17 protein-coding genes are annotated in these 12,391 nt (G+C 76.4%); 3 read left to right on the forward strand and 14 right to left on the reverse strand.

What is annotated here, in order from left to right:
- Window positions 1–5: 5 nt before the first annotated feature.
- Window positions 6–731 (reverse strand): PIG-L deacetylase family protein, encoded by a 726-nt coding sequence (locus WDZ17_RS12465; RefSeq protein WP_339575488.1) that lies wholly within the window; start codon window positions 729–731, stop codon window positions 6–8.
- A 152-nt stretch (window positions 732–883) separates the two neighbouring features.
- Between WDZ17_RS12465 and WDZ17_RS12470 the strand changes: the two genes are divergently transcribed.
- Window positions 884–1,642 (forward strand): SDR family NAD(P)-dependent oxidoreductase, encoded by a 759-nt coding sequence (locus WDZ17_RS12470; RefSeq protein WP_339575489.1) that lies wholly within the window; start codon window positions 884–886, stop codon window positions 1,640–1,642.
- A gap of 74 nt (window positions 1,643–1,716) precedes the next feature.
- On the opposite strand, the gene WDZ17_RS12475 is transcribed toward WDZ17_RS12470, so the two are convergent.
- On the reverse strand, window positions 1,717–2,112 hold the full coding sequence (locus tag WDZ17_RS12475; protein ID WP_339575490.1) for a rhodanese-like domain-containing protein: 396 nt from the start codon (window positions 2,110–2,112) through the stop codon (window positions 1,717–1,719).
- An 84-nt stretch (window positions 2,113–2,196) separates the two neighbouring features.
- Between WDZ17_RS12475 and WDZ17_RS12480 the strand changes: the two genes are divergently transcribed.
- On the forward strand, window positions 2,197–2,607 hold the full coding sequence (locus WDZ17_RS12480; RefSeq protein ID WP_339575491.1) for a TIGR03618 family F420-dependent PPOX class oxidoreductase: 411 nt from the start codon (window positions 2,197–2,199) through the stop codon (window positions 2,605–2,607).
- Between the two features lie 99 nt (window positions 2,608–2,706).
- On the opposite strand, the gene WDZ17_RS12485 is transcribed toward WDZ17_RS12480, so the two are convergent.
- The 9 genes from WDZ17_RS12485 to WDZ17_RS12525 form a co-directional block, all read right to left on the reverse strand.
- A complete protein-coding gene (locus WDZ17_RS12485; RefSeq protein ID WP_339575492.1) occupies window positions 2,707–3,486 on the reverse strand; it encodes a DUF427 domain-containing protein in 780 nt (259 codons plus the stop codon).
- An 86-nt stretch (window positions 3,487–3,572) separates the two neighbouring features.
- Window positions 3,573–4,538 (reverse strand): non-homologous end-joining DNA ligase LigD, encoded by a 966-nt coding sequence (gene ligD / locus WDZ17_RS12490; RefSeq protein ID WP_339575493.1) that lies wholly within the window; start codon window positions 4,536–4,538, stop codon window positions 3,573–3,575.
- A gap of 46 nt (window positions 4,539–4,584) precedes the next feature.
- Window positions 4,585–5,451 carry an oxidoreductase gene (locus WDZ17_RS12495; protein WP_339575494.1) on the reverse strand — a complete coding sequence of 289 codons (867 nt, stop codon included), beginning with the start codon at window positions 5,449–5,451 and terminating at the stop codon, window positions 4,585–4,587.
- Window positions 5,452–5,517: 66 nt separating this feature from the next.
- Entirely contained in the window at window positions 5,518–5,907 is a 390-nt protein-coding gene (locus WDZ17_RS12500) for a helix-turn-helix domain-containing protein (protein ID WP_339575495.1), read from the reverse strand.
- A 233-nt stretch (window positions 5,908–6,140) separates the two neighbouring features.
- Complete coding sequence (locus tag WDZ17_RS12505; protein WP_339575496.1) at window positions 6,141–6,563, reverse strand: nitroreductase/quinone reductase family protein; 423 nt, start codon at window positions 6,561–6,563, stop codon at window positions 6,141–6,143.
- A gap of 74 nt (window positions 6,564–6,637) precedes the next feature.
- Entirely contained in the window at window positions 6,638–7,285 is a 648-nt protein-coding gene (locus WDZ17_RS12510; protein WP_339575497.1) for a maleylpyruvate isomerase family mycothiol-dependent enzyme, read from the reverse strand.
- Window positions 7,282–7,665, reverse strand: coding sequence for a TfoX/Sxy family protein (locus WDZ17_RS12515; protein ID WP_339575498.1), 384 nt, complete (start codon window positions 7,663–7,665; stop codon window positions 7,282–7,284). Before WDZ17_RS12515 ends, WDZ17_RS12510 begins: the two co-directional genes overlap by 4 nt.
- Window positions 7,666–7,708: 43 nt before the next feature.
- Window positions 7,709–8,386, reverse strand: coding sequence for a TetR/AcrR family transcriptional regulator (locus WDZ17_RS12520; protein WP_339575499.1), 678 nt, complete (start codon window positions 8,384–8,386; stop codon window positions 7,709–7,711).
- 1 nt (window position 8,387) lies between these two features.
- Window positions 8,388–8,867 (reverse strand): hypothetical protein, encoded by a 480-nt coding sequence (locus tag WDZ17_RS12525; RefSeq protein WP_339575500.1) that lies wholly within the window; start codon window positions 8,865–8,867, stop codon window positions 8,388–8,390.
- A 194-nt stretch (window positions 8,868–9,061) separates the two neighbouring features.
- Here WDZ17_RS12525 and WDZ17_RS12530 point away from each other — a divergent pair, with 194 nt between their 5' ends.
- On the forward strand, window positions 9,062–9,634 hold the full coding sequence (locus tag WDZ17_RS12530) for a dihydrofolate reductase family protein (RefSeq protein ID WP_339575501.1): 573 nt from the start codon (window positions 9,062–9,064) through the stop codon (window positions 9,632–9,634).
- A 247-nt stretch (window positions 9,635–9,881) separates the two neighbouring features.
- On the opposite strand, the gene WDZ17_RS12535 is transcribed toward WDZ17_RS12530, so the two are convergent.
- From WDZ17_RS12535 to WDZ17_RS12545, 3 genes are read right to left on the reverse strand one after another with little or no spacing between them, the layout of a single operon-like run.
- On the reverse strand, window positions 9,882–10,664 hold the full coding sequence (locus WDZ17_RS12535) for an amino acid ABC transporter ATP-binding protein (protein ID WP_339575502.1): 783 nt from the start codon (window positions 10,662–10,664) through the stop codon (window positions 9,882–9,884).
- Window positions 10,661–11,494 (reverse strand): amino acid ABC transporter permease, encoded by an 834-nt coding sequence (locus WDZ17_RS12540; RefSeq protein ID WP_339575503.1) that lies wholly within the window; start codon window positions 11,492–11,494, stop codon window positions 10,661–10,663. The genes WDZ17_RS12535 and WDZ17_RS12540 overlap by 4 nt, the downstream gene beginning before the upstream one ends.
- A 37-nt stretch (window positions 11,495–11,531) precedes the next feature.
- A complete protein-coding gene (locus WDZ17_RS12545; RefSeq protein WP_422631981.1) occupies window positions 11,532–12,314 on the reverse strand; it encodes a transporter substrate-binding domain-containing protein in 783 nt (260 codons plus the stop codon).
- Window positions 12,315–12,391: the final 77 nt, after the last annotated feature.

Raw genomic sequence — 12,391 nt, forward strand, 5'->3', positions numbered from 1 at the left:
GCGCCCTACTCCTGCGGCCGCAGCGGCAGACGCCCCACGAGCACCGCGGACGCGACGCCCTGCCGTGCCCCGACCGCGGCCGCGCCCTCGCGCAGCATCTGCTCCGGGGTGCCGCCGAGGACCTCCCAGTACGTCTCGTGCGCGCGCAGCGACGCCATCCCGCGGTCGAGGGTGGCGCTCGTGTCGACGGCGTGCGTCGGCTCGGCGGCGAAGACCTGCACCACCTCGCGCACGCCGTCGAAGGGCTCGAGGCCCTCGTCCACGAGCTCCCGGTGCACCCACCGGTTGCCGGCGTCGCGCACGCCGTCGAGCAGGACGGCGGCCAGCGCCCGGTGGTCGGCCTGGTCGGGGACGCCACCCCAGTCGCGCGTGGCGGGCGCGACGACGACCTCCGGCCGGACCCGCCGGACCGCTCGGGCGACCTCGCGGCGCAGGACCACGTCCGGCTGCAGGACGCCGTCCGGCAGCCCGGCGAAGACGACGTCGTCGACGCCCACCGCCGCGCACGCGCGCCGCTGCTCCCGCTCGCGCAGGGGGCCGGACTCCTCGGGCGGCACCGTGTCGATCCCGGCCTCGCCGCGGGTGAGGAGCAGGTAGGAGACGGTCTTGCCCTGGTCGGTCCAGCGCGCCACGGCGGCGGCCGCGCCGTACTCCAGGTCGTCGGGGTGGGCGGCGACGGCGAGCATCGTCGAGAAGTCCTCGGGCAGCGGGGGCAGCGGGTCGTCGGTCACCCGGCCAGCCTGGCCCGGCGGCGGCCGGACGGCGAGAGCACGCGACGGTCCCGCCGCCGCACGACGCCCAGGGGTGTTGACGTCCGACGGTCGCCGGAGCACCGTCGTGACCCCTCCGGTCGCGCCGGTCCGGAGAGGGCCGAGGAGGGCGCATGCAGCGGTTCACCGGTCGACGGGCGCTCGTGACGGGGGCCTCGCGCGGCATCGGCCGTGGGTGCGCCGTCGCCCTCGCGCGCGAGGGCGCCGACGTCGCGGTCCACGGCCGCGACGCCGCGGCGGTGTCCGCCACGGCGGAGCTCGTGCGGACGCAGGGGCGGCAGGCGCTGCAGCTGCTCGCCGACCTGACCGACGAGGACGCCGTCGACCGGCTGCGCGCGGACCTCGAGGCGGCGTGGGGCGCGCCGGACGTCGTCGTGGCGTGCGCGGGCGGCAGCAGCGTCCGCCCCGGCCCCGTGCAGGACATCACCCCGGAGCAGTGGCGCCGGGAGGTGGACGACAACCTCACGAGCGTCTTCCTGACCCTGCGCGCGGTGCTGCCGGGGATGGAGCGACGCGGGTCGGGCGTCGTCGTCACCGTGTCCTCGACCGCGGCGCGGCTGCCGGACCCGCGCAGCCCCGCCGCCTACGCCGCGGCCAAGGCGGGCGTCGAGCACCTCACCGCGCTCGCGGCCGCGCAGGCGGGCCCCTCGGGCGTCCGGGTGTGCTGCGTCAGCCCGGAGACCGTGATGTCCGAGCGCAACCAGCAGCAGATCCCGCCCGACGTGCAGGAGCAGCTCGCCGCCGAGCACCCGCTGCGCCGGCTCGGCACCGTGGAGGACGTCGCCGCCGCCGTCGCCTACCTCGCCTCCGACGACGCCGGCTGGGTCAGCGGGACGACGCTCACGGTCGCCGGCGGCGCCGTCCGGGTCTGAGCCGCGCACCCTCCCGCGCCATCCGCGGGATGTCGGGCGCGGGACCGACCGTCGTGGCGGACCCCGTCGACCCGCTACCGGCGCACGTCGGCCGGCCCGTCGTCGACGGGCAGACCCGCGGCGAGCCACGCCTGCACGCCGCCGGCGAGGTCCGTCGCGCGGTGCAGCCCCACCGCCCGCAGGGAGGCGGCGGCGAGGCTGGAGCTGTAGCCGTGCCGGCAGACCACGACGACCTGCAGGTCAGGTCCGGAGGCCTCGGGGATGCGCCACGGGCTCGTCGGGTCCAGGCGCCACTCGAGGACCGTCCGGTCGATGACGAGCGCTCCCGGGAGCTCGCCCTGCTCGCGGCGGTGGGCCTCGGTGCGGGTGTCGACGACCAGGGCCCCGTCGGCGGCCGCGGCGACGACCTCGTGCGGGTCCAGCCGCCGCACGCCCTCGCGCGCCGCCGACAGCACCTCCTCGACGCCCACGCCGTGAGGATGCCGCACGGCCGGCCGGGCACCCCCGGCGCCCGGCGCCGACCGCGACGGGGACCGCGGTGGCATCGTGGCGGCATGCCGAACCCCCCGATGCCCGAGGACGTCGCCGAGCTCTTCCGCCGGCCGAACCCCGCGGTGATGGCCACCGTCGCCGCCGACGGCCGTCCCGTCAGCGTCGCCACCTGGTACCTCGTCGAGGACGACGGTCGCGTGCTGCTCGGCCTCGACGCGGGCCGCGCCCGCCTGGAGCACCTGCGTCGCGACGGGCGCGTCGCCCTGACCGCGCTCGCCGAGGGCGACTGGTACACGCACGTCAGCGTCCAGGGCCGCGTCGTCTCGGTCGAGGACGACGAGGGCCTCGCCGGCATCGACCGGCTGTCCCGCCACTACACCGGGCGCGAGTACCCGAACCGGGAGAGCCCGCGCGTCCTCGTCCACGTCGAGGTCACCCGCTGGCACGGCTGGGGGGCCGCGTCCCAGGGGTGAGCCGGCGGTGGGACGGCGACCGTGGTGGACCTCGTGGGTCGGCGGACGGCGTGCCGCCCCACGAGGTCCGCCGTCGTCGCCGCCCAGGAGCGGCGGCCGTCAGGCCGGGGCGTCGACCGTGACGTCCAGCGCGCCGTCGTCGAAGCAGACGTACCCGGCGGCCGCGACGACGTCGTGCAGCGGCGTCTCGTAGCTCCAGGCGGCGTCCTCCACGGCCCCGGAGGGCGTGCGCACCGTCCAGTACGTCGACCAGCCCTTGTACGGGCAGGCGGTCTTCGTGCCGGTCGGCGCCAGGTCGGCGACGACGTCCTCCCGCGGGAGGTAGAAGCGCGGCGGCAGCTGCGCCTCGAAGACCGCCATCGCGCGGGTGCTCAGCGCCACCAGCTCGCCGTCCCGCTCGACGCGGACCCGTCGCGTGCTGGGGAGGGTGTCGATGCGGTGGAACGGGTCCCGCGCGTGGCCGACGTTCTCCTCCTCCTCGTGCCACCACGGGCCGAGGGCGTCGAAGTCGAGCAGCACCATGCCGTCGAGGTCGCCGTCCTCCGGGCGGAAGGCGGCCCCGGGCCGCACGACGCCGCCGACGGACAGGTCCAGCGCCGTGCCGGCCGCGGTGTGCGCGGCGAAGGGGACGTCCGGGCCGAGCATCCCGTCCTCGGGGACCGCTGCGCCGACGTCGGCCGCCGGGGTCAGGTCCGCGCGAAGGTCGGCCTCGGGGACCGCGTACTGGCACAGCAGGCGCCGCGGCTCCCAGACCACGACGGCGTCGGTCGTGTCGAGCACGACCCCGCCCGCGAGCGCCGCGCGCACGCGCTTGCCGATCGGCTCGTACCGCAGCGCGTCGCCCGCGCTGGCCATGACCTGCTGCTGCCTCGTCGCCATGCCGCCCATCGTGCGGGGACCGGTGGCGCGGCACGACCCGGCGTCCTCACCGGGCGTCCTCACCGGGCGTCCTCGGCCGGGCGTCCTCAGCCGGGCGGGCGCGCCGCCCGGGCGCGTCGCCGTCCCGCGTGCATCGCCGCGGCGCGGGGCGGCGGGATGGTGCGGCCCTCGTCGACGAGGGCTGCCGGCACGTCCTGCGGCGCGGGCAGCGAGGCCCGCCACGGGTCCGCGTCGCCGAGCACCGTCGCCGCCGTCCGCACCGTCGGCTGCCCGGGCACGACGTCGTCGAGGGCGTCCCACGCGACCGGGAACGACACCGGCGTCCCGGGCCGCACCCGGGGCGCGTAGACGGCGGCGAGCGTGCCGCCACCCGCGCGCGTCGGGTCGAGGTACACGCGTCCGCCGCGGTCGGCGAGCAGGTAGGCCGTCGTCACGGCGTCGGGGTCGAGCCGCTCCGCCCGCGCGGCCAGCGCTCGCGTCACCGCGGCGGCGTCCTCGACGGCGACTCCGCGCACCGGGACGACGACGTGCAGGCCCTTCGCGCCGCTCGTCGTGACCGCGGCGCCCAGGCCCGCGTCGTCGAGCACCCGACGCACGAGCCGTGCCGCGTGCACGACGTGCTCGAACGGGGCGCCCTCCGGCGGGTCGAGGTCGACGACCAGGCGCGTCGCCCGCCCCTCGCCGTCGAGCACGGTCGGGTGCAGCTCGACGGCGCGCTGACCGGCGAGCCAGACCAGGGTCGCCACGTCCTCGACGAGCGGGTACCGCACCGTGCGGTGCGACGCCTCGGACCAGACCTCGCGCACCGGTATCCACGCCGGCGCCGAGGCGGGGAGGTTCTTCTGCACGAAGGGCCGTTGACCGGGCCGCACGCGGACCACGGTCAGCGGGCGGCCGGCCAGCTCGGGCAGCAGCCGGTCCGCCAGCGCCTCGACGTGGTCGACGAGGTCGCGCTTGGTCGCGCCGGCCCCGTCGAAGAGCTCGCTGCCGAGGGAGGTGAGGGGCACGCCGTGGCGCACCTCGTCCGGCTCGTCCCGGCGGGCTGCGGCCATGTCCCCGAGTGTGCCGCCGCTCGGCGCGACCCGTCGACGGGCGACCTCAGGCGGGCGGGGCGAGCGCGTCCAGCTCGGCGACGGCGTCGTCCGGCAGGACGACGTCGCGGACGGCGACGTTCTCCTCGAGGTGGGCCAGCGAGCTCGTGCCCGGGATGAGCAGGACGTGGTCGGCGTGGTGCAGCAGCCAGGCGAGGGCGACCTGCGAGGGCGTCACGCCGAGGTCGGCGGCGACGCGCTGCACCGTCGGGTGCTCGGCCGGCCGGGGTGCCGCGCCGAAGGCCGACCCGAGCGGGAAGTAGGGCACGTAGGCGATGCCGCGCTCCCCGGCCGCCTCGAGCACGCGCTCGCCGCTGCGGTCGAGCAGCCCGTACTGGTTCTGGACGCACACGACGTCGACCTCGTCGCAGGCCAGCGCCAGCTGGCGCTCGTCGACCGTGGACACGCCGACACCACCGACGAGCCCCTCGTCGACGAGCCCGGCCAGCGTCCGCAGACCCGTCCGCAGGACCTCGTCCGAGGTGTCGTCGTGCAGGCGCAGGTTCACGGCGGTCAGTCGGCCGGCTCCGGTGTCCCGCAGGTCGTCCTCGACCGAGCGCCGGATGTCGTCCGGGGCCAGGGCGGCGAGCCAGGCGCCCTGCTCGTCCCGCCGGGCCCCGACCTTCGAGACGAGGGCGACGTGCTGCGGCCAGGGCGAGAGCGCCTCTCCCAGCAAGCGGTTCGCGACGTCCGGCCCGTAGAAGCTCGCCGTGTCCACGTGGTCGACGCCGAGCTCTACGGCCCGCCGCACCACGGCCACGGCCTCGTCGTGGTCACGCGGCGGCCCCATGACGCCCGGACCGGGCAGCTGCATCGCGCCGAAGCCGACGCGGGAGACGGTCGTCGAGCCGAGGGTGCCGGTGCGGGCAGGCATGCCCGGACGGTAGACCCGGGTGCCCGAGGCCACGACCTCGGACGAGGGTCCCGCCGTGGACGGGGGTCAGGCCGCGCGCAGCACCGCGTCGGCGCTGCGGCGGTGCGCGTGGACGGGCGGCCCGAGCACCGCCGCGGCCCCCGCCCGGCGGGGCACCGCGGTCAGCGGCACGGCGTCGCCGTCCTCGCCTGCGGCGACGGTGAGGTCCACGACCACCCCGCGGAGCAGCGCCGCCAGCGGCAGCCCGAGAGCCCGGCAGACCGCGGCGAGCACCTCGGAGGAGACCTCGCACAGGCCCCGCTCGACCTGGGAGAGGTGGCCGATCGAGACGTCCGCCCGCGCGGCCACGTCGCGCAGGGTCAGGCCGCGGTGGGTCCTCGCCCGCCGCAGCCGCTGCCCGACGAGCACCCGCAGCAGGGGTGGCGCGGTGGCAGCGGGGACGTCTCGTCCCGGCAAGCGGGGCGGTGCGCCCGCACCGGCGGCCGGCACGGGACGGAGCCGGCGGCCGGTCACCGCGCGTCCAGGAGGCGTCGGTCGAGGGAGAGGGGCCCGCCGAGGACGAGGAGGCGCATGAGGCAAGCCGACCGCAGCGGGTCGCCCGCGTCCAGCGGTCGTCCGCCACGTTCACCGAGGGCGCACCCGTCACGGCACGGCACGGCGTCGACGTCGACGGCGGGCGACGGGTCTCGTCAGCGCGGTTCGAGCAGCACCACGGGGATCTGGCGCGGGGCGGCCTTCTCCTCGTAGTCGGCGAAGCCGGGGGCCCGGCGCTTCTGCTCCTCCCAGACGCGGTCGCGCTCCTCGCCGGTGAGGTCGCGGACGCCCACCCGGACCTGCGCCCCGCGGTGCTCGGCGCCGACCTCGACGGTCGTCTCCGGGGCGGCGACGAGGTTGAGGTACCACGCCGGTTGCTCCGGGGCCCCGGCGGCGGAGGCGAAGACGGCGAACGCGTCCCCGACCGGCTGGAAGACGAGCGGCGTGACGCGCTCCTCGCCGGACCGGCGACCACGGTGGTGCACGAGGATCATCGGCGCCCCCTCGAACGGCGGGCCGACCCGGCCCTCGTTCTCGCGGAACTCTCGGATCACCCGGGTGTTGAAGTCCTCGGCCATGGGCAGAGCCTGCCCCCGGTCGAGGCTCCGGTCGACCCCTGCGGCGTCGTCCGCGGACGAGCCGGAAGGCGGGGTCAGCCGCCGGGCGCCACGCGCTGCCGCAGGAGGGGGAGGCCGGGGCCCTCCAGCTCCGCCAGGCCCACCGCGCGACCCGTCGCGGCGAGGGCGAGCGCCTCGCTCGTCCCGGCCACCTCCGCGCCGGTGCCCGCGCTCCACCCCTGGTCGGTGGCGCGCAGCCGCAGCCCGTCGAGCCGCCCGCGCGGGAGGAAGCCGGCCGCCCGGGCCTGCGGCGTCCGCAGCAGGTCGAGCACCCGCGCCCAGTCCTCGAGCGGGGGGCCGTCGTCCAGGTCGAGCGGCAGGGCGATGTCCCGCAGGTGGATGCAGGAGTCCACGAAGGGTCCCGTCGGTCCCACGCCCGGCGGCGACAGGCGGTCCCCGGCGTGCTCGCGCAGGGCGTGGACCAGGTCGGGGACGGGTCGCGCGCCGACCTGCTGCGCCACGCGCGTGGACGTCCTGGCCACGCGGCCGCGGTCGCGCAGCACCTCGAGGAGGAACCGGGGGACGGAGAGGTCGACCGCCATGACGAGGTGCCCGACGACGTCCCGGCAGGACCATCCGGCGCACAGGCTCGGCGACGCCAGCTGCGCCTCGTCGAGCCGCTCGACGAGGTCGGCCACGCGCCGGCGGTTGGCGACGGTGCGGCGGGCCAGGTCGTCGGTCACGGTCGTCCGTCCTCGCCGTCGCCCCCGTCACCGCTGCCGCCCGCACCGCGGCGCGCCTCGTCGGCCCCGCGCCGCACCCACTCCTCCAGCGCGGCGTCGTCCCCCAGCCGCTCCGCCCGCACGTGCACCCACCCGCGCGTCGGGCGGCCGGGCATGACGACGGGCTCCACCCCGGGCCGGTCGAGCAGCTCCTCCGCCGCGTCGGGGCCGACGCCTGCGGGGCCGACCCGGACCATGAGCCCGCCCCGGCCGGTCACGGCCACCGCCATCCGCCCGCCGAGCAGGAGGGCGAGGCCGCCGAACATGCGGCGCTCGTCGACGTCCGGCTCGTCGTCCAGCACGGCACGGACCCGGTCGGCGAGCTGCTCGTCGTACGCCACGCGGCGAGTGTGGACCTCCCGGGCCGGTCGCGAGGGCGGTCGGTCACGGGTCCGCGGTGGCGACGTCCGGCCGTCGCAGGAGCGCCTCGACGTCGGCGCGCAGGACGGCGAGCGCGGTCGCGAGGTCGGGCACCGCCCCGCCGGGTAGCAGCCCCAGCGCCAGCCCGTCCGCCCGCGTGAGCAGCGCCGGGACCGCCGTCGGCACGCGCCCGGCGGGCAGGGCGCCCTCCGCGACGAGGACGTCGAGCCACGCGCGGACCCGCGCGGCGACGCTCTGCTGGCCGCCGGCGTAGAGAGCGCGCCCGAGCGGCGTCGCGTGCGGGCCCACGGCGGTGCTCAGCAGCGCCGCCCAGTCCTCGAGCACCGGCCGGTCCGCCTCCGCGGCGGGGAGCAGCTGCGCCAGGCACTCGGCGAGGCGCTCGACCGGGGGGACCGCCGCGTCCGCGATGCGGCGGTCGTCCAGGAAGGGGTCGACGCGGCGCCGCGCCAGCGCCGTGACGAGGTCGTCCTGCGACGGGAACCAGTAGCGCAGCGTGCTCGCGCCGATGCCGGCGCGGGCCGCGACGGTCCGCACCGAGACCGCCGAGAACCCCTCCTCGGCGACCACCTGGTCCGCCGCCACGAGGATCTGCTCGCGACGGTCCGGACGTGCTCCGCGGCCCGCACCGGTGGCGCCGGCGCTGTCGGGGGCGGTGCCGGGGCCGCCGACGACGGGCGCCACGTCAGCCCTCGACGGCGTAGAGCCCCGCGGTGGCGAGCCCGCCGAAGGCGAGGCCCCACACCACGATGGACACCACCTGCCAGGCGATCACCTGGCGGCGGTCCGCGCCGAAGGCGACGAGCGCGCCCGAGGTGATCTGGCTCGGCAGCACCGTCTGCCCGAGCAGGCTCACGCCCGGGACGCCGAAGCGGTCGAACCTCCGGCGCAGCTTCTCCGTGCGCGCCGACGGCGGGCGCGGCTCGCGCCGGGACCGGGCACGTCGACGCAGGGCGTCGCCCACCGTCACGACGGCGACCATGCTGATGACGTTGCCGACCACGGCCGCGGCGACCGCCAGCCCGAAGGGGACACCGACGAGCACCCCGATCGCCGACGCCCCGTAGCTCTCCACGAACGGGATCGCGCCCCCGAGCAGCAGCACCAGCCACTGCCACACCGCGTCCGTCGCCGCGACCCGGTCCTGCAGCCCTTCGAGTCCCACGACCCGTCCTCCGCTCTCTCGTCGGGTGTCTTTCGTACACCGTACCAATCGTGTGGCACGGTGTACCAGACCTGCAGTCGGAACCGTGCCGATCCGCCGGCGACGACCGATGAGCCGCGGCGGCGTCCGGGGTCGGTCTCTCGAGGGGCCCGTCCGGTCCCGGCCCGAGACCCCCCCGACCCGCCGGAGGCGCTGTGCGCACGCTCGCCATCACCCAGAACGTCACGCTCGACGGTCGCGTCGAGATGCTCGGCGACTGGTTCGACGACCAGGAGCAGGGCCGACCGGCCAACGAGGACCTCATGGCGGAGAACCGCCGGCAGGACGCCGCCGCGGACGCGCTGCTCGTGGGGCGCCGCACCTTCGAGGACTTCCGCGGCTACTGGCGCGACCTCGCCGGTGACACCACCGGCATCTCCGACTACCTGAACGGGGTCGCCAAGCACGTCGTGTCGTCGACGCTCACCGAGCCGGGCTGGGCGGGGACCACCGTCATGGCCGCCGCGGGACCCGACGACCTCGTCGCCCAGGTCCGCGCCCTCAAGGAGCGGCCCGGCAAGGACGTCGTCTGCACCGGGTCGATCCGGCTGTGCCACGCCCTCGTGACGGCCGGTCTCGTCGACGAGTACCGCCTGTTCACCTACCCCGTCGTCCAGGGCGCCGGCCGACGGCTCTTCCCGGACGGGTACGAGCAGTCGGGGCTGCGCCTCGCCGAGTCGACGACGTACGCCGCCGGCATCGGCTACCAGCGATGGGTGCGTCGCTGACGGGGCCAGCGGCGGACGCAGAGGCTCCCGGCCCGCCGCCGCGGAGCAGTGGTCGGCATCCGTGACCGTGCACGGTCACGGATGCCGACACCCTCGCCGGCCACCCGGACCCCGAGCACGGGCTGATCCCGTCCGGGCGCGCGGTCGCCCAGATGACGGCGGTCCGCCTCGGTCAGCGGGCGCTCCCACGCGACGGCGCGTCCGCCGACGCGCCACGAGAGCCGGCCGCCGTAGGACGGACGGGGCGTCAGCCGTCGGCGCCCCGCGCGCGGGTCGGGTTGAGGACCCGGTCCAGGAAGTCGCGGGTGCGGGCCTCCCGCGGCGCGTCGACCACCTGGGACGGCGGGCCCTCCTCGACGACGACCCCGCCGTCCATGAAGACCACGCGGTCGGCGACCTGGCGGGCGAAGGCCATCTCGTGGGTGACGACGAGCATCGTCATGCCCTCGTCGGCGAGGCCGCGCATCACCTCGAGGACGTCGCCGACGAGCTCGGGGTCGAGCGCCGACGTCGGCTCGTCGAAGAGCATGAGGTCGGGCTCCATGCTCAGCGCCCGGGCGATGGCGACGCGCTGCTGCTGCCCGCCGGACAGCTGCGCGGGGTACGCGTCCCCGCGGTCGCCGAGCCCCACCCTGCCCAGGTGGTGCTGCGCCCGCTGCTGCGCCTGCTCCTTCCCGACCTTCGCCACCTTCCGCTGCGCCACCGTGCAGTTCTCCAGCACCGTGAGGTGCGGGAACAGGTTGAAGGCCTGGAAGACCATCCCGACGTGCCGGCGGACGGCGTCGATGTCGCAGTCGGGGTCGGTGACGTCCGTGCCGCGCACGACCACGCGCCCCCCGCTGGGCTGCTCGAGGAGGTTCACGCAGCGCAGGAGCGTCGACTTCCCCGAGCCGGACGGGCCGATGACGCAGACGACCTCTCCGCGGGCCACCTGCAGGTCGATGCCGCGGAGCACCTCGACGTCGCCGAAGCGCTTGACGAGGCCGTCGAGCTGGACGACGGGCTCGGAGCCGGTCGTGCGGGCGCTCATCGGGACCTCGCCGTCCTCGACTCGAGCCGTCGCACCACGAAGCCGAGCGGCACCGTGATGACGAGGTAGCACAGGCCGGCCACGAGCACCGGCGTCAGGCTCTGGTACTGGTTCAGCGCGTTGCGGCCGAACTGCGTCAGCTCCTGCTGGGCGAAGGTCGACCCGAGGACGTAGGTCAGCGACGAGTCCTTCGTCAGGATGATGAGCTCGTTGGTCAGCGGCGGCAGGATGATCCGGAAGGCCTGCGGGATGACGATCGTCACCGTCGCCCGCGTCTGCGACATGCCGAGCGAGCGCGCGGCCTCGACCTGGCCCCTCGGCACCGCCTGGATGCCGGCGCGGATGGTCTCGCCGATGTACGCCGCGCCGACGAGGCCGAGTGCCAGCGTGACCGCGAGGTAGCGGTCGAGGAAGACGCCCGGGAAGGCGAGCGGGATGCCGGTGCCGATGGCGATGAACACGAGCAGCGCGGGCAGCCCGCGGAACGCCTCGATGTAGACCGTCGCGATCCAGCGGTAGGGCGCCACGGTCGACAGGCGCATGAGCGCGAGCACCAGGCCGAGGGCGAAGGCGAGCACGAAGCCCAGCAGCGTGTAGATGACCGTGTTGACGAGCGCCACCGTGATGACGGCCGGCAGCTGCGCCGCCGCGACCTCGGTGTTGAAGAAGGCCCGCCGGATCTCGCCGAGGTCGGCGAGCGAGACGAGCAGGACGAGCGCGACGACGAGGACGGCGTACTGGACGCCGCGGCTCAGGCGCGCCCGACGCCGCGGGGAGCGCAGGGTCTCGCGGAGCCCGCGCCGCCCGCGCGGGGCGGCCTGCGTCGTCATGGCCGCCTCCCCGGCCGCCCCGTCCGTCCCACCCCTCTCAGCTGCTCGCCGACGGCTCGGCGCTCGCGGACGGAGCGCCCGTCGACGCCTCGCCGAACCACTTGGCGTAGATCTCGTCGTAGGTGCCGTCGTCCTGGATCCGCTCGAGCGTCGCGTTCACCTGGTCCAGCAGGGCGGTGTTCCCCGTCCGGACGCCGATGCCGTACTGCTCGCCCGTGTCGAACTCGGTCGTGACGGCGAGCTCCGGGTTCTTGGCGACGAAGTCGAGCAGGACGCCGTTGTCGTTGATGCCCGCGTCCACCTGGCCGGTCTGCACCGCGGTCAGCAGCAGGCCGAGGTCCTCGTACGTGACGAGCTCGGCGCCGGGGATGTTCTCGGCGGCGTAGTCGGCTCCCGTGGTGCCGGACTGGACGGCGAGGCGCAGGCCGTCGAGGCCCTCGGCGGAGTCGATGCCCGAGTCGGCCGGGACGAGCAGCGCCTGCGTGGCGTCGAAGTACGGGTCGGAGAAGTCGAGGTTCTGCTCGCGCACGTCGGTGATCGTCATGCCGGCGGCGGCGAGGTCGCACTGCCCGGCGTTGAGCGCCTCCCCGGACTGGATGGTCTCGAAGGGCGTGTTGACGATCTTCTGCTCGACCCCGAGGTCGTCCGCGACCTCGTCGACGACGTCGACGTCGAAGCCCACGACCTCGTCGCCCTCCTGGAACTGGAAGGGCTCGTACGGCAGGTGCGTGCAGGTCGTGATCGCCCCGGCGTCGACGAGCTCGACCCCGGACTCGGTCGTCCCCGCCTCCTGCCCGCCGCAGCCGGCGACGGCCACCATCGCGAGGACGCCCAGGGCGGCGGCGGTCGTGGTGGTCCTGCTCGAGCGGGTCCTGCTCACGGGGTCCTCCGGTGCGG

Source organism: Pseudokineococcus basanitobsidens (genome assembly GCF_037482545.1).
In the GTDB taxonomy this organism is placed as follows: domain Bacteria; phylum Actinomycetota; class Actinomycetes; order Actinomycetales; family Quadrisphaeraceae; genus Pseudokineococcus; species Pseudokineococcus basanitobsidens.